Origin of the sequence: uncultured Pontibacter sp., from assembly GCF_947499215.1 — a bacterium.
GTDB lineage: Bacteria > Bacteroidota > Bacteroidia > Cytophagales > Hymenobacteraceae > Pontibacter.
This window is the reverse complement of the sequence record NZ_CANMNI010000003.1, coordinates 442,685-462,850: the sequence shown is the minus strand read 5'-3', so window position 1 is coordinate 462,850 and position 20,166 is coordinate 442,685. Positions and strand designations below refer to the sequence as shown.

Genomic DNA, 20,166 nt, shown 5'->3' with positions numbered 1-20,166 from the left:
CTTGCATTTTACTTAACCGTTACCTTTACAATAATTTCTTGGTAAACAGATTGGTCACGACTGGTGTATACCCTATACCTGAAGGAGTCTTCTCCTACATAGTCCTTGGGTGGATAGTAAACATAAATGGTGTTTTTGTAGCTGCCTGAGTACTCTATCGTTTTGAAAGTCCCTTTCTGGGGTTTCTCTATATATTGTCCGCCGAAGTTCTCGTTATAGCAGATAATATCATTTTCAAATATTCTGATGCCTTTGAACTTGTTCCTAGTGGTTTCAAGAGAATCAGCAATTAATGTGGTGACGCAGGTGGCCTTGTCATAAGGCTTTTCCACAATCAGCCTGATCTTTTCTGTTTTGCATATCTCTTTGGTACACACGGTATAATTTAGGCTGTCAACTCCGTAAAAGTCGTTGTTTGGCTGGTAGCCCATGGTACCGGGTCCGTCAAACTCTGGAAGTAGCTGTCCCTGCTTTGGCTGGTCATACGTGACTATTACCTCAGTTTTTACACTGTCATTTGACAAGGGGTCAAGCCTGTTGATCCAGTCTGAGTTTGAATTGAAAATATAAATATCATCGGGGTACAGGGTAAATTCTTGGAATGAGCGTGGAAGCACGTCTTCCATTTCCTGATCGCAGCTTCCGAGTGCCAGCATCATGACAAGTAATCCCAGTCTGGATAAATAGTGTTTCATAAACTGTTCAATTATCGGTTCTGATGGTAAGACAAGGGGCTATTGTAAAGGGTTGTCCGGGAGCAAAATTATTTACACAAAAGTAAGAACACAGGTGATATCCTTATTCTTTAAAACATAGTAAAGTCCTCCCTTAAGGCTGTTCATTAAATATAAATAATGATTCCTGTATCTTTACCGATCAGCTGTAACAAAAAATTTGCTTATGCGCCCTATACTTTATACCCTGCTGTTCTGTCTTGTCTCCCTTAGCCACCTCTTTGCCCAAGAACAAAAGCCGAAGCTGATTACATGGCAGGACATAGCAGCCCTTCCCGCCCCTGCCGCAGGTATGCACTTGGCCTATGGCACCGACTCCTTGCAGTTCGGGGAGTTGCGTCTGCCGGAGGGTAAGGGGCCGTTTCCGGTGGTGGTAGTGGTGCATGGCGGATGCTGGCTGTCGCAGTACAACCTGCAGTACATGGCGCACCTGAGCGCTGCCCTGACAGAGGCGGGCTACGCCACTTGGAACCTCGAGTTCCGCCGCGTGGGAGATGTAGGAGGAGGCTGGCCCGGCACTTTTTTGGATGTGGCGCAGGGCACGGACCATCTAAAGGAATTAGCCAAGCAGTACCCGCTTGACCTGAAACAGGTGGTGGTGCTGGGGCATTCAGCAGGCGGACATTTGGCCTTGTGGTTGGCAGCACGAAAGCAGCTCTCTCCCAAAAGTGAGTTGTATGTTAAAAAGCCGCTAAAAGTAAAAGGAGTCGTATCGCTGGCAGGTATAGCCGATCTGGAAAATTACGCTGCCGATAAGGGCAGTTGCAATGCCGCCGTGCCCAAGCTGATGGGGGGAATGCCGGCAGAAGTACCCTACCGCTACGCACAAGCCTCCCCCATGCGACTGTTGCCTTTAAAAATACCGCAACGACTGGTGCAGGGAGTGCTGGATCCTATCGTACCAGTCGAGCAAGCCACAGCCTATGTAAGCCGCGCCAAAAGCAAGGGGGATGCTGCAGAAGTGGTACTCTTGCCGGATACCGGACATTTCGACTTAGTGGCGCCGCAGTCACCGGCATGGGCAAAAGTGCTTGAGTCTGTCAGAGAAGTGCTTCAGCAGAAACACAGGTAAATTACGGGTGCACTCGCATGAACATATAAGCCGTTAACAGATATAGTTAAATACAGATATAACAGGCATCAAAATTGCTTATAAACTCCTGTACCAAATTAAAGCCCTATGAAAAAAGTAGTCCTTTCTCTCATAAGCCTCACATTGGCGTCTTATGCGGCACAGGCGCAGGTCACTGTTATTGTCAATCCAGATGGAAAGCACAGTGTGCAGCACCAACACGGCAATACAGGAGTCATTGTGAACCCGGATGGGACACACTCTACAGTTCATAGTCATGGAAGCAACACGGCCATCGTAGTAAATACTGACGGCACACACAGTTCGTTACACAATCATGGTGCTGTGTCTATACTCGTAAACCCGGATGGGACACACTCCGTTGTACCTAACCATAGTAACAACCCTATTCTGGTGAAACCAAATAGGAAGTATACCCGGTCAGAACGTAAGTCTAAGAAAAAGAATCGAAGACAGTAAACGCTATACCTTCCCGAAACTTTTCTTGTAACTATTTTAATTGTTGCACGATGGGTAAAACGATATCCGTATTGAGCAATCAGCCAACGGGAGCCCCGGGCAAAACAATTGCAGTACATAGCGAGTACCTAATAGCGGAGATAATAGATAACCAATGGAAGGAGTTTTCAACACCACAGGTCGGTCTAATGTGCCCGACACCTATACCTACACCCCCCAGAACGAACAGGAAGCTTGGATCGCCATTATGCATGCCTGCGTAGCCGTGGACGATGACGTGGCCGATGAGGAACTGGATGTGATGGCCCATACCTTGGCCAACAGAAAACTATTTGAAGGGCACGACATTATGGCTTATAGCCGAACCGTTTATTATGCCCACGTCCAAGTTGGCAGCAAAGTACTAATCGATAACTCCGTTGACCTGATAGCCGTTGAAAACCGCCCTACCCTCTTCGCCCATACCATACAACTGGTGCTGTCTGACTGCGTGGTGACTGAGAAAGAAGAAGAGCTTATTCAATACCTGTACTCCGCCTTGGATCTGGATGAAAAGAAGGCGCAGGAAATCGTAAGGGTTATCTTGGTTCTGAACAAAGACAAAAAGTGCGATTAAGTATTTAAGGTATTCCCATCACAGTCATCATCTAGTAGCATCAGGCTTAATGAGTTGATGCAATAGCGCAATCCGCAGTATAGAAAAGAGCCGGGCGGAATATGTCCACTCGGCTCTTTTAGTTGTAATTCATTCTCAAAAACCTATTTCTCGGACTGCTTGATCTGCCCCAGCTCCCGGATGTCTTCTTCTGACAGGGAAATGGAAGCGGCCTTGTAATTCTCTTCCAAGTGCTTCACTTTGGAGGTGCCAGGGATGAGCAGAATGTTGTCGGCGTGGTGCAACAGCCAGCTTAGGGCGATCTGGTGCGCTGTGGCATCATACTTCTTCCCGATCTCCTCCAGCTTGTTGATGGCACCCACATTACCCGCGTTAATCGGATTCCAAGGAATAAACGCCATGTCTTGCTCACGGCAGAACTCCAGCTCCTCTTCCCATTTGCGGAAGTCCACGCTGTACTTGTTCTGCACCGACACCACTTGGAAGTACTCTTGGGCTTTTTTAATCTCATCGATCGTCACCTCCGACAGGCCGATGTGCTTTACCAACCCTTCTTCCTGCACTCGCTGCAAAAACTCCAGCGTTTTCTCATAAGGCACCTCCGGGTCGATGCGGTGCAGTTGGTACAGATCTATCCGGTCTTGCTTCAACCGTTTAAGGCTACCTTCCAGCGCCTTTTGCAGGTAGTCCGGGTCTGCATTGATGGGCCATACTCCGGGACCCGTTCGGGTGAGTCCTCCCTTGGTTGCGATAACTAGGTCTTTGGGATAAGGATACAGGGCTTCTGCGATCAGCTCTTCAGATACGTTGGGGCCGTAGCTGTCTGCCGTGTCTATAAAGTTGATGCCCAGTTCCACCGTCCTTTGCAGCACCCGGATCGCTTCGTCTTTATCTTTCGGCGGACCCCAGATCCCCTCCCCAGTAATGCGCATGGCGCCATAGCCCATCCTGTTCACCGTAAGGTCGCCGCCAATCGTATATGTTTTTGAAAATGATGTCGTCTCTGCCATAATCGAAACTAAAATTTGAACCAATAATTAATTTCGGTTGTACGATGGCATTGCCGCCTAGTTGGCAAAATATCAGGTATTACCAGCCTAGGTATAGCTGGGTTCCCTGTCGGCAGTTCTCCTAGTGCCTCTGCCCATGGCCGCGTCAATACTCCAAATACCCGAACCACGGGCAGCCATGTACAGGAACAGGAAGCAGTAGAGCACGGCTTTCTCACCTTCATTGAGGAGCGGGTTCCAGCCTTCGGGAAAGTGCGCATAGAAAAAAGCCACCGCCATCTGACCACTGGCAACAAAGGCCGCCCAGCCAGTCAGCAGGCCAAAGGCGATCATTAGCCCGGCTACTAGCTCCACTATACCTGCCACCCCCATCATGGAAGCCAGTTCTACAGGAGTGCGGTCACCGGGCCAGGCAAAAAGTTTTTGGGTGCCGTGCATGGCAAAAAGCAGTCCTGAAACAATACGCAGAATCGCATACAACTGCGGGCTGTAGGGTCCTAAAAATCTTTCCATACCAGTTTATTTTAGTAGAAGGTATAATTCAAACCATAATTAATTATTACACAAACTGTTGCAATAAATTCATAAACGAATCAGAGTGCTTTATAGTTGGGTACACCGTCGTATTACACCTTCGTATAGTACTATAGATCGTAAGATATAGCAGCCAAACTGCCTAACCCTTGAGCCCGATTACTGCGTACAACTTAATGACCGCAGCGTGTGCTGCAGGTCAATTTTTATGTTCTAACTAAAAGAAAACAAACCATGAGCGACAATAATAGAAACATCTCCGAAGATCCGAATTCAAGAAAAGGTGAAGGCGTGAGCGGATTGGGCAAAGGCAAACAGACCGGTCCGGTGGCTGGCGGCGCAGACAACACCCGCGGCGAGAACAAGCCGAGCAGTGAAGGCAGCAGCGGTGGCGCCAAGCAGGGTAAGGAAAATCAGAGGGAGCAGAAAGGCCCTCAAAGTCCTCACGCTAACCTAACAACCACCAGCCGGGGCGCTGACAGCACGGACAAGGAGTTCCGTAACGACCAGCCGAATGCCAGTACCCTGAAAGGGCACAAAAGCAACGAAAGTCACGATAACAAAAAACAATAAGTCTGATAAAAATATAGGCCCCTAGAGGTACTCAAAACAAAAGCCCCGGAAGCTATTCCGGGGCTTTTGTTTTGGCCGTCAGTGTGGATGTCATATTCTACTTCAATTCATCTAGCACCGAGTACATTTTCTTTACAAGCGACGAGGCCGATCCATTGTAATTGTTCACTACGAACGCGAAGATGTACTCCCGGCCGTCTTTGGCTTTGTGGTAGCCGGTATAGCCTTTCACCCCGCGGATGGTGCCGCTTTTCATTTTCATGCCATTGAACACGGGCAGCGAGGCGTAGAAGCCTTTGTACCAGTTCTGTTGCCGGGCGTGCTGCAGCATGCGCACCTGTGCGTGGGTGGTCACGCGGTTGAGCGGCGACAGGCCCGAGCCGTCCACCATGGCCAGTTCGGTCTCGGCTATACCTTGTGTCTTCCAGTGCTGGCGGATTTGCTCTAAGCCTTTGCGGGTGTCGCTGGTGCCGGCGCTTTTGTAGGCAATGGTCTTGACCAGCGCCTCGCCGTACAGGTTGACACTCTTGCGGTTGAACCAGTACACAATGCTGTCCATGGGCGGGGAACTGATGGTATGGAACACACTATAGCCTTGCTGCGAAATGCCGTTTTGGTGCATAACTGGCTGATGCGGCAAACTGATTCCCAATGGCTTTAGTGTATCAGCCAACATGCTCACAAACTGTTGTGCACCGGAGGGAAGCGCTCCCGATATTTTAAAGCTATTCTCATTCACAGGTATGGTGCCCCGGATAGCGGCAGTGGCAGTACCCACTGGAAAGTAGATGTAAGCGTTGTCGCCGGTGCCCGCTGCGGCGGATGTTAACTCCGAGCGCAGTCCGTAACCGTTGAGACTGGGTACTGTCTTCACGATAGAAACCGGGTCGCCGATCTGTTTGCCTGACTTCAGAATGACATCATACTGGTTTTCGCGCCAGTTGAGCTTGGCCGCTCCGGCACCGTAGTAATTGGCGATGTCCTGCCACATCCAGCCATCTGGCACGGTTTCTTCGTTCCAGCCCTCGTTGCTGATGAGCACCTCTCCCACCGACTTCATGCCGGTGCGCTGCAGGGCTTGCGTTATACCGCGTAGCACATTGCCTTCTTCGGTGAGCGACCAGCGCCAGCTCCCGAATGTGGGATCGCCGCTGGGCAATACCAAAAGCGAATTATTGCCGCCTTTGCGAAGGGCGAACTTTGTCTCATACCTGAAATCATTTCCCAACAGCTCGTAAGCGCTGATGCTGGTGATGACTTTCATGGTGGAGGCGGGTGCCAAGCCTACTTTGCCGTTGCGGTCGAATACGACCTGCCCTGTCTTGGCATCGATGACATAGAGCGAGGCAATGCCGTTCTGCATCTGCGGGTCGGCTTCAAACTTTTGAAAGGCGGTGGCGATCTTTTTTGGAACGGTCTGTGACCAAGCATGGCTGTGCGCCAGTAAAAAAGCAACTAAAAAGGCTAATTGGGTAATGCGGGTTTTCATAGCCAAAAAATACGCAATTTTGGTGGGTATCCCCAATCAAGCGAAAAGAAAGCGGCCACTTACTCCTCAGAATAAATGGCCGCTCTATCAAATCGATATCAAATACTACCAATCTTGGTGGTCGCGCCCCCGGTTCCTGCGACGCTCACTGAAAAGGCGCTCTTCATCTGACCTGTTCTGGTATTCTCTGTTTTGGTTACTCTGTCCCCAGTTGCTGTAGGCGCTGCGCTCGCGGTCTTCGTCTCGGTTGTTATACCTATTGGAGCCGTAGCCCGTGTCGCGAAACTCGTCGAAGCTGCGGTTATAGCCTCGTCCTCCACGCTCCTCATCTCCATAGCCACTTCTTAAACGGTTAGCGTCGCGGTAGCCCACGCCACGGTAGTCCATGTCCCGCTCTTCGTTCATACGGCCGCTGTAGTAGTTGCCACCTGATCGGCCGTAGTTCTGACGGCTGTGTTCGTCATGGTCGTAGTAGCTTCTGTCGTCGCCATGGCTACGAGGTCCACGCTCGCCTGACATACCATAGTTAGAAGGACCGTAGGCCGAGCCACCGCCATAGGTACTGCCCCCTTCGCCGTAGCGGGTGCCGCCGCTGAAATCGCCATAGGCGCGGGCGTCGGAGCTCATGCGGTTGCGCTCATGCTGCCGCTGGTTTTCGTAATAGCGGTTTTCATAGCTTCGCTGACTGCCCTGCGGGTGGTAAAGTCCATCTTCGCTGCTGTTCATCTCATCCGGATTGTAACGGGAAAGGCTGTTACGGTTGCCGGTGCGCGCATTGCCATGCTCGTCGAAGTCGGCGTAGTGGTTCTTGCGGGAACGGTCGTTATTATCTGCGTTTCTGTTCATAGCTTTAAGTTTTGGTTTACAGTTACTCTCCCTAATAACGCAGCAAACCTCTTCATGTTTTTTCCGCTACTATGATTCCAAACCGAGAAGATACACACATACCAGCACAACGTATAGGGAAGATCTGCGATCAGGCAGCCTCCCTGTTCCTGTAGAATGTCTCCGCTTTTACTATAACTTATGCAGCTGGAAATAGCCCAGATGCAGCTCGTCCTCTTGCGCGCTTTCGTTGGCTTTTATTTCCAGTCTATACCGTTGCTTTGCCTCGGCAGTCAGGATGTCTTTCACTTCGTGCAATTCATCTACATCCACCCCAAACTTATCGTCGATGTGAGAAGTGGCCCCTTTGAAACCGGTGTGCTTATAAAAGGCGGTTTGCTTGGCTTGCTTCACAGCCCCGGCCTGCTCTTGTGCTACGGCCAGCATTTTGTAGTGGAATTCGTCGAACTCACCCGGCTTGTACCCACCCAAGTTGAGGAAAAAGAGTTTGTCTATACCTGACTCGGCCGATGCCTCCTCTTTCGGCAAAACGGTGATGCGATAACCATCCACCTGCGTGACTTCGCGCCAGCCGTCCACGTGGATATTACCTTTCGCCTCCGGCCAAAACGCTTTGATGGCGGGAACAAGGTCCTTTACCTGTTCGCCAATGCCAAAGAACATATCGTGTTGCTCCGTGTTGCGCCCTTCCGGACGGCATCCCAGCATGAGCATAAAGAGTTTAGGGTTTTGCATGGTGTTATATTTTAGAAGTTTGTCTAAATCTTCTTATAGGGCCCCTACCCCAAGGATTTATAAGATTAAATATAAGGCACCTACCGCCAGAAGGGAATTACCTCCCCTAGCCCCTCCTAAAAACAGGAGGGGGACTTTCGGTTGCTGCCTTACAATAGATAAGCTTCGTGGTTTTATCTCTACGTGCACGATTGACATCCCCCTACCCCCTTCTTTGTCGAGGCGGGGAATCTGTCGCAACCGTTTCTCAGGTATAAGCTCTGTAGCACACAAACCTCCGGCACGCATTGCAAAACATACTTGCTCCACAGCTATGAAACAGATAGCTTGAGCCCGGTGCCCTAAACGACGCTCCACTGTTTGAGCGTTCAGCGAGTGGGGGTAGGGGCCCTCGATTTGGAGCGTCTTGATTCTTTTGCTTACTGGGGGTAGGGGCCCTCGATTTTCTCATCAAGGAGAAAAGTGAGTGCCCGCCGCACAGGCGAAGCAATGAAACAAGGCCAGTTGCCAAACAGCACAGCATTCGCTACGCTAGCAAAAGCGTAAGGCAATATCGACTACTTATACCCAATAATCGAAGTAAACGCAACTTTCCGCATCGGCTGTCTCGACACCGGGTTGATCGCTCCGATCACCCCCTCTGCTTTCAGCGCCTCAAACGCTTCTTTGTAATTGCCCCGAATGTAATTGGTGCCGATGTTGTGGTGGCGGTAAATACTGTCGATGGGCAGGTTGTGGTAATAGCTTTTCTTTTCCGCTAAATCCGCAATCAGGTTTTTGATGGAGTAGCGGTACTGCTCCTGAAACAGCGACAACTGGTGCTTGATGTTGGCCCCGAAAAGCGGCACACCGTCTTCCTGATAGTCGCTGTACATGAGCATGAGCTCTTTCATTTTCATGTAGGGCGCATCGTTCTTGGATACGAAGAACAGGTAGTGGCTCGTCTGGTTCTTTTTGGGCAGACTGATCTTGAAGCGGAATGTCTTGTAATCCTTCTCTCTGAAGATATCTTCAAACTGATCTACCATGAAATCCTCGCGCTGACCGGCGTCTTGGTAGCGGTCGCAGAACTCGCGGATTTTCTCTAGTCGCTCTTTTCCGAACACATCGGCCATAATACTATCGTCGGCCGCACCTTGCACGGCGGCGCGCAGTTTGGCCGGCGTGAAGAGCATGAACAGGTCAAGCCCCCAGCGGCGCACCGACTGCAACAGCAACTGCTGCGAAAACTCGTAGCCGAACGGGTCAAGGTATAGCAAAGTGGGCGTGTCGTTGCCTAGAAGCTTCGCCAATGCCGCCAGACTGGCTTCCTCGTGCAAAAGCACGGGCTTGTGCTGAAGATCTCCGTAATAAGGCAGTTGTTGCAGGTTCTCTTTTAGCTTGGCCGTAACGGTCTTTTTCTCGTCGTTGAAAAAGGTACGCACCACTTTGTTCAGGTTATACTTGTCGGTGGCCCCGAAAATGCTGTTGAGCACACGCACCGGTGTGGCCGGCTTACCGTCTTCGGCTTTGCCATCACCTGCGTACAGGTCGATAAAGGCCAGCGTGGGGTTAGACTTGTAGCGCTGCCCCTGCAACTGAGCACTGCACCAAGCCTTGAAAAACTCGTTCAACAGCTCCGATTTTATCTCGGCGCTGCTCCGTTGGGTGATAAAAAAATCGTTTGTATCGGCAGTAGACATGGTTTCTGGGTATCAACTCATGCGCCTCAGGCAGGCGCTCTTCGTTCAAAGACAAAGTTAAGCTGTATTTTAAAGGGATGGTAATTAAAATTTAAGCTTAATTTTGCAGCATGAAACTGACTGGCAACATTCTCAACGTGAAAAACAAGCGGGACGACCGCAATGCAGGTATAGCGCTCGAGATTGACAAGATCGAATACATCACGCACAAAAAAGACGGCAAATACTACCAGCCCTTCGACCTGATGGTGGAACTGGAGGAGCCCATCACCATTACCGGCGACTGTCTGGCCCGCAAAGTGGACAAGCACCTGCCAGAGGGCGAGTACGACTTTTTGGTGTATGACAAGGAGGGTGATGACTATGTGCTGAATGAAGACAAGTTCCTGTCCATATTGATGATGTATGACGAGGAGGAACAAGAGCACTTTTTGTCGTCGGTAGAGTATACGGTGACGGTCTCGAACGAGGATTTCAAAGTACTGAAAGAGGAACAGCACAAACTGCGTGCTTCTAAAAAAGGAATAGGCCGTAAGAAAAAATAGCCAGCACAGAAAGGTATAAATCAGAAAGACCTGCCTCAAACAAAGTTGAAGGCAGGTCTTTCTTTTTCATGTTTCGTTAAACATGGAAGCAATTCTTCCAAAAGCTTCTACAAGCTTTCATTCAGGTGTTTAGCCTGCGTGAACGATAACATAGTATCTATACCTGAGTATACGTATACCGGCACAGAATGTTAATGTCAGAACACTTACTTTTTGTTCATCCCGAGGTAAATACCATAGCCGATCAGAGCGGCGCCCGCGGCGAACAATACGTACTGCTGCTGCTTGGTATCTAGCCCATTATAAATATCCAGCCCATACTTGCCGGGGTTTTTGATGGCACCCATGATATCAGATGGGTTTTTCAGCAGATGTTCTAGTGGGTTAGATGATGTATTGGTTTTCATGATTTCGGTTTTTTATGTCTTTCCTTCTGTACGGCGTCAAGTGAAAAGAAGATTTCTAATCATGAGCCTAATAGCCGATGACTTTTCTAAATTACAAATTTTAGAAAAAGTGGATACAGAAACTGAAAGAAGCATCGTATAGGAATCAGAAATTAAATTTAAAGTCATTTCATGTTATTGCCTCAGCATTTTACGCTTCTTCTCCTACTTACGACCACCCTTCTCGAAACCTTCGCAAACTTGGATATAGCCACGCTGCAAATGCTCAATGGCAGCCGGGCAACACATTTGGATGACTTGCTGCTCGCCCTAACCATCACGGCCTACGGACTTGGTGCTTTGGTGCCCCTTTGCCTATATCTAGTGGGGCACTTCAGGAGAATGGTTTCGCTCAAACTGAAAGCCTACCAATATGTGTTTGCCATGGGGTTGAATATTCTGTTTATCGGCTTGTTAAAGTATATCGTAGACCGCCCGAGGCCTTTTGTGACGCACGACACGATTGAGCAGATCGCAGAGGCCAGCAGTCCCTCCTTCCCTTCCGGCCACACGGCCTTTGCGTTTACGGCTGCCATTGTGTTGGTGCTGATGTTCCGCAACCCAACCCTGCGCGGTCTTGTGCTGATGTGGGCCCTGCTGGTGGCCTACTCCAGACTGGCCCTAGGTGTGCACTACCCCAGCGATGTGCTTGGCTCTATGCTGCTGGGTTCAGCAGCTGCTTTTCTTTCCACCTACGCTTTCCGAAAGCACCGCAAACAGTTCTATACCCTGCTCAGGCGAGGTCGGAATTTCAGGATAGTTAGTTAGGTATAGAGTTTCATAATAAAGCGGCCAAGCGGAAGCCGACCAATAACCCTCCCTTCCCTGCCACATCCGTTTTTTGAAACGTTTAGTTACGTTTAAATACGTTTTGTGTAAAAATGATTTTATGAATTTAGTCATGTTAGTAGCGTAACAAGGCATTGGTCCTGCTGCGTGACATAGATGAAATTGTGTAAAAAACAACCCTACGGTATAATAGACTGTGATAAAGCACTTTAATTTATAGTTGTGCTTAAATTGCTGATATTGTTTATTATATTAGTGTTATGCTATGCTTAAAGTGTATTAAATAGTGCCTGCGAATAAAAAAAAACAGTACTCAAGCTAAAGGGCCAATAACCGGAACTCCTCCTTATACACTATAGTTGGGCGTAAAACTAAGCAATGAAAAAAATTTTGATGGGTGTTATACCTATACTGATAATAGCAGGACTTGGAGTTGGAGTTTGGAAATCGTGTAAGCACGACTTGAATCCTCATTACTTGGATAATGATGCTGTACAACTCGACAGTTTGCTTTATTCGCCCGACAGTTCAAAAGCTGTAGTTTACTATACTTTAGATGTAGGAGCACGCGGACTTCGACAATATCAAACTCTACTCAGAAAAGGTGACTTCGATGATAAATTAACAAGATTCAGTTTGCCACCTGAACTAGTAATACAAAAGTGGAGAAGCAATGACACATTGGAAGTGATTTACGACGAATACGAAGCTTATGCCAAAGGTGGACAAATTACCGATTTACCATTGGAGAAGGATACTTTGGAGCGGAATGGAGTATCTATCCTTCTGAAAGAAAGAGTAGTAAGAAAAAAGTATAGAATCGGACAGTAAAGGAATCAATACACTAACTGATAGAAACTCTCCGCCCAACAAGGTTTATACCCTATGCCTCGGCTGATGGCCTCGCACAAGGTATACACGAGCCGTCGGTACATATTAAATGAAAAAACTCCTGATCATAGTTGGTTTAATGATCTTTGGACTCCTATTCTTTGAAGGGATTACGAACTATGTTTCGAAATCTGCACTTCAAGGACGATATATTAATAACAACACTGAATATATTCTTGAAGGACCTAGACCTATAGAACAAGGTATCGACACTTTAATAATAAAAAATGATAACACATTTGAAAGTCAAACATGGGGTTCGGGTACATACATGATTGAGCCATCAATATTTGGAACCCGAATTGACTTGACATATGACTATGAAATGGGAAAAGCAGGATATGAAATGTTGGTGACTTCACCTTTGTTTCGACAAGAAAGAATATGGTTGGACTATGGTATGAACTTTTACTTTGAAAAAATAAAATAACTGCTTGCAACAAGGTATACAAGCCATACTTCGATTACGCCTCGTTGGCCTCCTATAAAAAACGTTTAAAGTCGTTAACCATAAAAATGACATGTATATAAATATACCCGGGTTATATAACTCTGACAAAGAGCATTGGCAGACTATCTGGGAAAATGAATATCCGGATGAGTTTCTCAGGGTGGTGCAATCAGACTGGCAAAACCCTACCTGTGATGAATGGATTAACAGAATTGAAGAAGAGCTGCAGCAGTTCGACTACGGGCAGCTTATTTTAATTGGCCATAGTGTTGGATGTGTTACTATAATCAAATGGTTCGAGAAATACGGACACCAAATAAAAGGCGCTTTGTTTGTAGCCCCAAGCGACGTGGACAAACCCGGTTATCCAAAGTATATTACAGGCTTCAGCCCCATGCCTGAACGTAAATTGCCATTTCCTTCCATCGTGGTAGCAAGTTCAAACGACCATGTTGTAGCGATTGAAAGAGCAAGATTATTTGCCAGCAACTGGGGAGGTGAGTTTGTAGAGTTGGAGAACGCAGGACATATAGAAACTAAATCCGGATTCGGTAAGTGGGATTTCGGTCTTGAACTACTCAAGAAAATAAATTAGCAAAGCACTAACACGGCCTAGTATACCATCAATCTTGTACTTTCCTTGAGAAGGGAAGTACCTTAATAATGTAGTCTTTTAAGTGCGGGTACATTATATTAAGTTGAACTTGTCACAGCCTTCTGCATCATCTCGTCAAGCACTTTAACGCCTTTGTATTCGGGGTCAAAAATGGTAGTTAGTCCCCGTCCATAAGCCCCTAACGCTTCACCCAGCCCGCCATAAAAAGTGGGGTAAGCATAAATCATATTTCTAAGTTCATCGATCGGCATACGCGCATGCACGGCAAGGGTCAAAAGCCCAACCACTTCCCCTGCATTTGGTCCGGCCATAGAAGCTCCAAGTATAGTGTTGTTGTTACGGTCAATTACAAGCTTCATAACCCCGTACTTTATCGCATGAATCCAACCCCGAAACGTTGCGGGCAGCTGCTTTACGATAACGGTAACTTCTATACCTGCTTTTTTGGCTTCTAACTCAGTCATGCCCACAGCACCAACCTCCGGATCTGAAAAAACCACCCTTGGAACGGCATGGTAGGAAGCGGGAGGATGGCTTCTGCCAAGTATGTCTGATGCCACGATGGCCGAATGGTGTAAAGCCACATGGGTAAACATGCCCTTTCCCGTCACATCCCCCATTGCCCAGATCCCATCTCCCGCCCTCATTCGGTCGTCCACTTGAATAGTACCAGAAGTGCTGGGAATGCCGATTGTTTCCAACCCAAGTTCGCTTATATCGGCCTTACGTCCTGTGGCCACTAGCAGTCGCTCATTTGTGATCTCCTTTCCATCCTCCAGCGCAACTGCAAATAAGCCATCGGTATAACGCACCTGCCTGATGCTCGACTTGGTGAAGACACTGATGCCTTCGTCTGCAAACGTGCGCTCCAGCACCGTGGAAACCTCCGGCTCCTCTTTGTCCAACAGATGATTGCTGCGCTCTATAATCTTCACGTCGACCCCAAACCGAGCCATAACCTGCCCCAGTTCACAGCCGATGGCTCCTCCTCCAAGAATGATGAGCGACTTAGGGAGTTTCTTCAGTTTCATGACATCATAGGTCGTCCAGTAATCGACTTCGGAGAGTCCTTTTATGGGAGGGATAACAGGTTTTGAACCGGTTGCGACCACAATACCGTAACGCGCCGTAATGCTTTCATCTCCGACAGTTACCGTACGTGGGCCCGTTATTTTGCCGATGCCCTTGATCAGGCGCCCACCTCTTTTCTCGTATCGGTCTACGGCAATCGCATCATCCCATTCACTTGTTGCCTCACTAAGCCGCGAGGCTACAGGCTCCCAATCAGGAGTCACACGGGAGTGGCCTGCCAAACTGTTTAGCTGCCGGGCCTCGTGTAAGGTATTTGCCGCCCTTATCATCATCTTTGATGGAATGCACCCCCAGTAGGCACACTCACCGCCCACCAATCCATTGGCGATGCCTACCACCTTAAGTCCGGCATCAAGGAGTTGTAATGATAAATCCTCCCCACTAGTGCCAACACCTATCACCACTACATCCACAGCTCCCTCTCTAGTTTTGACACTTTGGGTATCCATAACATTTCCTCCCTACCAACTAAGGCTCGATTTATTAAAGTCTGCTTTTATGTCTGAATCGACTACTACAGCGCCAATATCAGTATCAGATATATAAAAATTTAGCCCGATATTACTATTTACGCTTCTTGTGATAGTTCGATAAGAAAATAGGGCGTCATGGCTTTGGAGGGACATACGACCTCTTAGCAACTGCTATCTATGCAAGGGAGCTGAATCCGGTCAACTATACCTTTCTTACAACATCCGTTTTTTGAAACGTTTAGTTACGTTTATAAACGCAACTAAATGTTTCATACTCCGGTTGATTACCGTTCTAGTTGTTTTCTAGGAGCGGAAACCGCTTGATGTGCTTTGACAATTTATTTAATATTTGAATGCTCACAAGAGCAAGACACAGCAGCAAAATACTGACTCACAATATTTTAACATATTACACCTGCTGTATATTAAATTAAATAAAATAGTGAGGCAGCTTGAGAAGCTCTGCAAAAGAACTATATTAGTAAAGCGCTATGGAAGTGAATGAGTTGCTAAAAATATTATTGAAAGTTAGTAACTGTACTCCGCTTATATGGCGGATAAACGTCACGGTGACGTTTACACAGTAGTTGGATGGTGTTTTAATTAAATATGAAAAGCTATCTTCAATTTTTATCGCTACTACTATTTTTGAGCGGTTGTGTCATAGCCAATAAGGTGCATTGGCAGGATACTGACGCTTCGACCCTGGTAAGGGTTAAGAACAACCCAACAACCCCTGACCTTTCTATCAACTTTGCTAAATGTGAAGAGGGTTTTACAATCCTCCCCTTCTTTATCATATGGGACAATAAGAAGTACGACTATGCGCTTGAATTAAATATTTCTACAGGCGATAACGTATATCAGAAACTGAATTCATTTGATTATGAAATTCTTGATGCTAGTGGAAATGGATTGGCAAAGGGAAATATGGTTTTAGATAAGGGATTCAGGAAATGGGGTGATGATACCTTCACCAGATATTCCATCAATGCCAAAACTGACTATTATATCAAAGCAGACAACATACAAGGAGATTTGACCTTGAATTTGGTGTTGTATCTTACCAAAATGAATGGGGAGAAAGTTAGTTTCAGTTACCCTAATGAAAAATTGAGGAGAAAGAAGTGGAAGAGATTCCAGTTCTTCCATGTATAAAAAAAGCACCGCCCAACATTGTGAAAACCATGCCACGGCGGACGATCTTACGCGCCATTAGCAGGAAACCGTTGGGTGGTGTAAACTTTAATTTTAAATATGAAAAGCACTCTTTGGGCATTGTTCTTTTTTTTTCCCCTTTCGGTCTTAGGGCAGGTGCCCAGGGAAGCAAAGTTATTACCTGACAAAGAGTGGATTGCGTTTCATTGGGAAGGCTCAACTCTGGGTAATCGGTATTTTGATAAAGCATTCATGTACGCGCCCTTTCAAATTGACTCCATACCTCATCGTTTCAAGGTGCAGTTTGACCTGGGCGCAACCCATTCCATGCTTTATGGCAACGCCATTGCTCCCTACCTGCAGGCTTATCCAGAGCTTGCGGCAAAGTTAGATACAGTCAATAAGCCCTTCAGGATTCAGAGTAGACAGAACGGTAGCTTTAAAGACGTGGAAGTTCATCTAGAGGAAACGTCCTATAGATTAAAACACCTAATGTATTTTGAAGATTTCGGAGCTATACTCACGTCTGATTCTGTCAGTTCCCCTACTGTAAAACATGTCGGCACTTTAGGTGCTTCTTTCTTCAAGAATAAAGTGCTGGTTATAGATTACCCCAACCATCGACTGTTGGTGCTTGACTCGCTTGATTCAGAAACTGGAAAGCGCTTTGATTTTTCAGAATGCAGGATTGACAAAGGAAGAGTAAAGCTTCCTTTCACGATTGGCGCCAAGACCTATTGGGTTATGTTCGATACAGGCTCTAGTATTTTTCCTCTAGTTACGAATAAGAAATACTTCAAAAAGCTAGCTGATGGCAGTGTCACAGACACCCTGACTGTGTCATCTTGGGGTAAAAGCTTCCCTGCATTGGGGAGAAAATCAAAGGAGCCTATAAGACTTGGTTCAACCGTGCTCACACAATCAAATGTTTATCTGATGCCTAATTTTAACAGGTTTTTCAAAGAAGAAAAGATTATAGGGCTTACAGGTAATGCGCTTTTTCTTGAGAGTGTGGTAGCAGTTGATTTCAGAAACGGTAAATTCGGTATATTGAAAGAATAACACCACCCAACCCAGTGCAGCTTTAACCCTTGCTACGCTTCGGGCTTCGGCTGCACAAGTACCGTTAGCTGTTATTTGAATTATGAAAGAATCATTGCTGGTTATCTTAGTTGTGTTAGCTCTTGCAAGTTGTGAAGTAAAGCACGACTCTAGCGAGAATAAAGTCACAACAAAGTTTGAAGCAGACTCCTTGGAAAGAGAGAAGCTTCGCTATTCAATCATAAATGATGCGAAGCAGGCAAACTTTATTTCTGAAGGAGATACCACTTTATGGACTCCTACTAAGGAACAAGTTGACCAAATCTTTTCATTAACAAGAAAATCGATTTCAGCCAATGAAGATAAGTTCTCAAGATATTTAAAGGCCGACAGTCTGGACAACTCATACAAGCAGATAATTTGCTATGTCGACAGTAAAGGAGATTCTCTGGTTTTCATAAACGGTCTCTGCGAAATAGGAGATTACCCTATGGAAGATTCGAATGGTAAGCTTAGGTTTTACAGGCAAGACTGGCAAAACAGATTGATTTTGGTTAGTGACGGGGGAGACTGTTATTGGCGTGCCTTCATCAACTTTTCTAAGAAGAAAGTAGAAGGGCCTTTTGCAAATGGCGAAGCGTGAAAAGAAAAACAATAGCTAACCACACCCATAAGCCAGCTACGCCGCCTTATGGCCAAGTCCGCTATACCTACCGACTTAAAAGAAAAATGGATCGGCTTCTTTAAAGAAGGAAAAATCGTTTTCAAAGAGTAGACTTGCTCAAATTGCCCAGATTGCCTATTCAAGAAACCTTTAAGATTCTCCGACCATGAAATTTAAGCTAAGACCTTGGACTGCAACTGACCTCGACAGTCTGGTGAAATATGCCAACAACTTCCACATCGCCAAAAACATGGCGGATGTTTTTCCACATCCCTACACGGAAGAGCAAGGTATAGCTTTCCTCCAGATGACCGCGAAAAGTACCCCTCCCAACATTTTGGCCATTGAAGTGGAGGGTGAGGCAGCAGGCGGTATAGGTATACACCCGCAATCGGACATTTACCGGAAAAATGCGGAGTTGGGCTACTGGCTGGCCGAGCCTTTCTGGGGCAAGGGCATCATGCCGCAGGCCGTCAGGCAAATGGTGCGGTACGGGTTTGAGCACTGGGACATCAACCGAATCTTTGCCCGCCCTTTTGGACCAAACATTCCCTCCCAAAAAGTGCTCGAAAAAGCAGGCTTTACACTAGAGGCACGGCTCGAGAAGACCTTTTATAAAAATGGCGAGTACTTGGATGAACTGATCTATGCCGTGAGGCGCTCGGCTATACCTGAGGCTGAACTTTAGTCCTCGCCTCAACTAAAATACAAAGGCCAGCTTGTATCCGTTACAAGCTGGCCTTTGCTGTTAAAGCAGGTATAGCATCTTATCAGGAAGCAAACACCTCGTCCATGTTTTTAAAAGCTTTGAACTCGAGTGGGTTCTTGCTGTGGTCGAGGATGAACATGGTGCGCTGTTCCCCTACTTCGCCTTCGTATCGGGTATAGGGCTCTACCACGAAAGGTATAGCATGCTGCACTAATCGCTCAAGCACTTCATCAAACTGCTCGTAGCTCAACAAACAGCCAAAGTGAGGTACCGGCACACTGATTCCGGCCACTTGTCCGCAGTAGTCGGGCTCGGGGATGTTGGCGCTAACGTGAGCAGAAAGTTGGTGACCGAAAAAGTCGAAATCGATCCAGTGCTCGGTGCTGCGGCCTTCTTTGCAGCCTAATATGCCAACATAAAACTGGCGGGTCGATTCAATGTCCTTCACTTTGAAGGCATAGTGGAATGGGTTCATTTAATATCCTTTGGTTTGTGATACGACATTGATAAGCGGTTCGCCATGGCGCATGCGATCGTAGTTCTCCAGAATCTGCGACACAGCCGAAGCCGGATTGGTAATGCTGGCAATGTGCGGCGTTACATTGATTTGAGGGTGCTCCCAGAAGGGATGTTCTGCTGGCAGTGGTTCTTCCCGGAACACATCCAGACTGGCGCCGGACAGGTGCCCGTTGTCCAGCATCTCGATCAGGTCTTCATCCACGAGGTGCTCGCCGCGCGCCACATTTATCACGTGTGCTCCCTTCGGTAGTTTGCTGAACAATTCCTTGTTGAGTACACCAGAAGTCTTTTTAGTTAAGGGCAGTAGGCAAATCAAGATGTCTGATTTAGACAGGAAAGCCTCGAGTTCCTCGGGGCCGGCATAAGTCCCTATACCCTCCAGTAACTTGGTGGAGCGCGACCAGCCATGCACCTTAAAGCCCAGATTGCTGAGCTGCTTTGCCGTGTGGCTGCCCAGCACTCCCATGCCCATCACCCCGATCACCACATCGGCGGTGCGTAGGTAGCGGTGCTGTTTCCAAGCATGCTCGCGCTGGGCATCTTTGTAGCCATGCAAACAGCGCACATGGTTGAGCACAAGGGCCGTTACGAACATGCCCATGTCCTGTGTCAGATCCTCATCCACAATGCGAGTGATCTGTACGCCTTCAGGCAGCTCCGGATCACGCAAAATGTGGTCCACGCCGGCCCCCGTGGAGGCAATACATTTCAGGTTTGGAAAATCTTTGAAAGCGCCAAGCGGGTGGTTCCAAGCCAAAGCGAACTCTACTTCATCGGCAGGTACTGTTTCGGGGTAAGTGCGCACTTCCAGTCCGGGACGCCTCTCCCGCAGCGCGTCTGCCCAACGGCCTGTATTTCTCCCTTGGCTAAATATGGTGATCGACATAAGGTATAAGTCTGTTTTAGAATTGATGGCAAGGTATAGCCAGCATATACATACGGACAACTCAGGGATAGTCCGCTTAAATTTAACTAATCTTGCACAAATCTTGTTAAAGAGA

Annotated in this window: 23 protein-coding genes; 12 read left to right on the top strand and 11 right to left on the bottom strand. The window is 47.4% G+C overall.

The annotated features are described in order from the left end of the window. Window positions 1-8 precede the first annotated feature (8 nt). Window positions 9-695, bottom strand: a complete 687-nt coding sequence (locus Q1A04_RS15850) for an Ig-like domain-containing protein (protein WP_299707951.1) — start codon at window positions 693-695, stop codon at window positions 9-11. A 205-nt stretch (window positions 696-900) separates the two neighbouring features. On the opposite strand from Q1A04_RS15850, the gene Q1A04_RS15845 reads away from it, so the two are divergent. Further along, window positions 901-1,806, top strand: coding sequence for an alpha/beta fold hydrolase (locus tag Q1A04_RS15845; RefSeq protein WP_299707949.1), 906 nt, complete (start codon window positions 901-903; stop codon window positions 1,804-1,806). 634 nt (window positions 1,807-2,440) lie between these two features. Next, window positions 2,441-2,902: a tellurite resistance TerB family protein gene (locus tag Q1A04_RS15840; RefSeq protein WP_299707946.1), complete on the top strand. Its 462-nt coding sequence runs from the start codon at window positions 2,441-2,443 to the stop codon at window positions 2,900-2,902. Between the two features lie 143 nt (window positions 2,903-3,045). Here the strand turns inward: Q1A04_RS15840 and Q1A04_RS15835 are convergent, their stop codons facing one another. Both Q1A04_RS15835 and Q1A04_RS15830 read right to left on the bottom strand, forming a co-directional pair. Beyond that, entirely contained in the window at window positions 3,046-3,912 is an 867-nt protein-coding gene (locus Q1A04_RS15835; RefSeq protein ID WP_299707945.1) for an aldo/keto reductase, read from the bottom strand. A gap of 87 nt (window positions 3,913-3,999) precedes the next feature. Continuing rightward, the gene (locus Q1A04_RS15830; RefSeq protein WP_299707943.1) at window positions 4,000-4,425 is read right to left on the bottom strand and encodes a DoxX family protein; all 426 of its coding nucleotides are present in this window, start codon (window positions 4,423-4,425) and stop codon (window positions 4,000-4,002) included. Window positions 4,426-4,680: 255 nt separating this feature from the next. Here Q1A04_RS15830 and Q1A04_RS15825 point away from each other — a divergent pair, with 255 nt between their 5' ends. Then, window positions 4,681-5,019: a hypothetical protein gene (locus Q1A04_RS15825; RefSeq protein ID WP_299707941.1), complete on the top strand. Its 339-nt coding sequence runs from the start codon at window positions 4,681-4,683 to the stop codon at window positions 5,017-5,019. 97 nt (window positions 5,020-5,116) lie between these two features. On the opposite strand, the gene dacB is transcribed toward Q1A04_RS15825, so the two are convergent. From dacB to tcmP, 4 genes are all read right to left on the bottom strand, one after another. Further along, entirely contained in the window at window positions 5,117-6,508 is a 1,392-nt protein-coding gene (gene dacB, locus Q1A04_RS15820; RefSeq protein WP_299707939.1) for a D-alanyl-D-alanine carboxypeptidase/D-alanyl-D-alanine-endopeptidase, read from the bottom strand. A 105-nt stretch (window positions 6,509-6,613) separates the two neighbouring features. After that, window positions 6,614-7,354: a hypothetical protein gene (locus Q1A04_RS15815; protein ID WP_299707937.1), complete on the bottom strand. Its 741-nt coding sequence runs from the start codon at window positions 7,352-7,354 to the stop codon at window positions 6,614-6,616. Between the two features lie 171 nt (window positions 7,355-7,525). Next, window positions 7,526-8,089, bottom strand: a complete 564-nt coding sequence (locus Q1A04_RS15810; RefSeq protein WP_299707935.1) for a DUF1543 domain-containing protein — start codon at window positions 8,087-8,089, stop codon at window positions 7,526-7,528. A gap of 557 nt (window positions 8,090-8,646) precedes the next feature. Beyond that, entirely contained in the window at window positions 8,647-9,771 is a 1,125-nt protein-coding gene (tcmP, locus tag Q1A04_RS15805) for a three-Cys-motif partner protein TcmP (RefSeq protein WP_299707934.1), read from the bottom strand. Window positions 9,772-9,881: 110 nt separating this feature from the next. On the opposite strand from tcmP, the gene Q1A04_RS15800 reads away from it, so the two are divergent. Continuing rightward, window positions 9,882-10,316 carry a hypothetical protein gene (locus Q1A04_RS15800; RefSeq protein ID WP_299707932.1) on the top strand — a complete coding sequence of 145 codons (435 nt, stop codon included), beginning with the start codon at window positions 9,882-9,884 and terminating at the stop codon, window positions 10,314-10,316. Window positions 10,317-10,522: 206 nt separating this feature from the next. Here the strand turns inward: Q1A04_RS15800 and Q1A04_RS15795 are convergent, their stop codons facing one another. After that, window positions 10,523-10,723 carry a hypothetical protein gene (locus Q1A04_RS15795; RefSeq protein WP_299707930.1) on the bottom strand — a complete coding sequence of 67 codons (201 nt, stop codon included), beginning with the start codon at window positions 10,721-10,723 and terminating at the stop codon, window positions 10,523-10,525. A 171-nt stretch (window positions 10,724-10,894) separates the two neighbouring features. Here Q1A04_RS15795 and Q1A04_RS15790 point away from each other — a divergent pair, with 171 nt between their 5' ends. The 4 genes from Q1A04_RS15790 (at window position 10,895) to Q1A04_RS15775 (ending at window position 13,488) form a co-directional block, all read left to right on the top strand. After that, on the top strand, window positions 10,895-11,530 hold the full coding sequence (locus Q1A04_RS15790) for a phosphatase PAP2 family protein (RefSeq protein ID WP_299707929.1): 636 nt from the start codon (window positions 10,895-10,897) through the stop codon (window positions 11,528-11,530). A 399-nt stretch (window positions 11,531-11,929) separates the two neighbouring features. Next, window positions 11,930-12,382 carry a hypothetical protein gene (locus tag Q1A04_RS15785; protein ID WP_299707927.1) on the top strand — a complete coding sequence of 151 codons (453 nt, stop codon included), beginning with the start codon at window positions 11,930-11,932 and terminating at the stop codon, window positions 12,380-12,382. A gap of 109 nt (window positions 12,383-12,491) precedes the next feature. Next, window positions 12,492-12,872: a hypothetical protein gene (locus Q1A04_RS15780; protein ID WP_299707925.1), complete on the top strand. Its 381-nt coding sequence runs from the start codon at window positions 12,492-12,494 to the stop codon at window positions 12,870-12,872. A gap of 91 nt (window positions 12,873-12,963) precedes the next feature. Beyond that, window positions 12,964-13,488 carry an alpha/beta fold hydrolase gene (locus tag Q1A04_RS15775; RefSeq protein WP_299707923.1) on the top strand — a complete coding sequence of 175 codons (525 nt, stop codon included), beginning with the start codon at window positions 12,964-12,966 and terminating at the stop codon, window positions 13,486-13,488. 98 nt (window positions 13,489-13,586) lie between these two features. On the opposite strand, the gene Q1A04_RS15770 is transcribed toward Q1A04_RS15775, so the two are convergent. Then, window positions 13,587-15,050, bottom strand: coding sequence for an NAD(P)/FAD-dependent oxidoreductase (locus Q1A04_RS15770; RefSeq protein ID WP_299707921.1), 1,464 nt, complete (start codon window positions 15,048-15,050; stop codon window positions 13,587-13,589). Between the two features lie 633 nt (window positions 15,051-15,683). On the opposite strand from Q1A04_RS15770, the gene Q1A04_RS15765 reads away from it, so the two are divergent. From Q1A04_RS15765 to Q1A04_RS15750, 4 genes are all read left to right on the top strand, one after another. Next, on the top strand, window positions 15,684-16,232 hold the full coding sequence (locus Q1A04_RS15765) for a hypothetical protein (RefSeq protein WP_299707919.1): 549 nt from the start codon (window positions 15,684-15,686) through the stop codon (window positions 16,230-16,232). A 99-nt stretch (window positions 16,233-16,331) separates the two neighbouring features. Then, window positions 16,332-17,294, top strand: a complete 963-nt coding sequence (locus Q1A04_RS15760; RefSeq protein ID WP_299707918.1) for a hypothetical protein — start codon at window positions 16,332-16,334, stop codon at window positions 17,292-17,294. A gap of 82 nt (window positions 17,295-17,376) precedes the next feature. Then, window positions 17,377-17,916, top strand: a complete 540-nt coding sequence (locus Q1A04_RS15755) for a hypothetical protein (protein WP_299707917.1) — start codon at window positions 17,377-17,379, stop codon at window positions 17,914-17,916. A 187-nt stretch (window positions 17,917-18,103) separates the two neighbouring features. After that, on the top strand, window positions 18,104-18,625 hold the full coding sequence (locus Q1A04_RS15750; protein ID WP_299707915.1) for a GNAT family protein: 522 nt from the start codon (window positions 18,104-18,106) through the stop codon (window positions 18,623-18,625). 82 nt (window positions 18,626-18,707) lie between these two features. Here Q1A04_RS15750 and Q1A04_RS15745 read toward each other — a convergent pair whose 3' ends face one another. Then, complete coding sequence (locus Q1A04_RS15745; protein WP_299707913.1) at window positions 18,708-19,121, bottom strand: VOC family protein; 414 nt, start codon at window positions 19,119-19,121, stop codon at window positions 18,708-18,710. Next, window positions 19,122-20,051 carry a glyoxylate/hydroxypyruvate reductase A gene (locus tag Q1A04_RS15740; protein ID WP_299707911.1) on the bottom strand — a complete coding sequence of 310 codons (930 nt, stop codon included), beginning with the start codon at window positions 20,049-20,051 and terminating at the stop codon, window positions 19,122-19,124. Window positions 20,052-20,166 lie beyond the last annotated feature (115 nt).

Excerpts from the sequence above, each read along its gene's own strand:
- Q1A04_RS15790 (WP_299707929.1), top strand. The coding sequence starts at position 10,895 with ATGTTATTGCCTCAGCATTTTACGCTTCTTCTCCTACTTACGACCACC.
- Q1A04_RS15745 (WP_299707913.1), bottom strand. The coding sequence starts at position 19,121 with ATGAACCCATTCCACTATGCCTTCAAAGTGAAGGACATTGAATCGACC.
- Q1A04_RS15825 (WP_299707941.1), top strand. The coding sequence starts at position 4,681 with ATGAGCGACAATAATAGAAACATCTCCGAAGATCCGAATTCAAGAAAA.
- Q1A04_RS15750 (WP_299707915.1), top strand. The coding sequence starts at position 18,104 with ATGAAATTTAAGCTAAGACCTTGGACTGCAACTGACCTCGACAGTCTG.
- Q1A04_RS15810 (WP_299707935.1), bottom strand. The coding sequence starts at position 8,089 with ATGCAAAACCCTAAACTCTTTATGCTCATGCTGGGATGCCGTCCGGAA.
- Q1A04_RS15785 (WP_299707927.1), top strand. The coding sequence starts at position 11,930 with ATGAAAAAAATTTTGATGGGTGTTATACCTATACTGATAATAGCAGGA.
- Q1A04_RS15770 (WP_299707921.1), bottom strand. The coding sequence starts at position 15,050 with ATGGATACCCAAAGTGTCAAAACTAGAGAGGGAGCTGTGGATGTAGTG.
- Q1A04_RS15775 (WP_299707923.1), top strand. The coding sequence starts at position 12,964 with ATGTATATAAATATACCCGGGTTATATAACTCTGACAAAGAGCATTGG.
- Q1A04_RS15840 (WP_299707946.1), top strand. The coding sequence starts at position 2,441 with ATGGAAGGAGTTTTCAACACCACAGGTCGGTCTAATGTGCCCGACACC.
- Q1A04_RS15845 (WP_299707949.1), top strand. The coding sequence starts at position 901 with ATGCGCCCTATACTTTATACCCTGCTGTTCTGTCTTGTCTCCCTTAGC.
- Q1A04_RS15815 (WP_299707937.1), bottom strand. The coding sequence starts at position 7,354 with ATGAACAGAAACGCAGATAATAACGACCGTTCCCGCAAGAACCACTAC.
- Q1A04_RS15740 (WP_299707911.1), bottom strand. The coding sequence starts at position 20,051 with ATGTCGATCACCATATTTAGCCAAGGGAGAAATACAGGCCGTTGGGCA.
- Q1A04_RS15760 (WP_299707918.1), top strand. The coding sequence starts at position 16,332 with ATGAAAAGCACTCTTTGGGCATTGTTCTTTTTTTTTCCCCTTTCGGTC.
- Q1A04_RS15850 (WP_299707951.1), bottom strand. The coding sequence starts at position 695 with ATGAAACACTATTTATCCAGACTGGGATTACTTGTCATGATGCTGGCA.
- Q1A04_RS15835 (WP_299707945.1), bottom strand. The coding sequence starts at position 3,912 with ATGGCAGAGACGACATCATTTTCAAAAACATATACGATTGGCGGCGAC.
- dacB (WP_299707939.1), bottom strand. The coding sequence starts at position 6,508 with ATGAAAACCCGCATTACCCAATTAGCCTTTTTAGTTGCTTTTTTACTG.
- Q1A04_RS15765 (WP_299707919.1), top strand. The coding sequence starts at position 15,684 with ATGAAAAGCTATCTTCAATTTTTATCGCTACTACTATTTTTGAGCGGT.
- Q1A04_RS15830 (WP_299707943.1), bottom strand. The coding sequence starts at position 4,425 with ATGGAAAGATTTTTAGGACCCTACAGCCCGCAGTTGTATGCGATTCTG.
- Q1A04_RS15780 (WP_299707925.1), top strand. The coding sequence starts at position 12,492 with ATGAAAAAACTCCTGATCATAGTTGGTTTAATGATCTTTGGACTCCTA.
- Q1A04_RS15795 (WP_299707930.1), bottom strand. The coding sequence starts at position 10,723 with ATGAAAACCAATACATCATCTAACCCACTAGAACATCTGCTGAAAAAC.
- Q1A04_RS15800 (WP_299707932.1), top strand. The coding sequence starts at position 9,882 with ATGAAACTGACTGGCAACATTCTCAACGTGAAAAACAAGCGGGACGAC.
- Q1A04_RS15755 (WP_299707917.1), top strand. The coding sequence starts at position 17,377 with ATGAAAGAATCATTGCTGGTTATCTTAGTTGTGTTAGCTCTTGCAAGT.
- tcmP (WP_299707934.1), bottom strand. The coding sequence starts at position 9,771 with ATGTCTACTGCCGATACAAACGATTTTTTTATCACCCAACGGAGCAGC.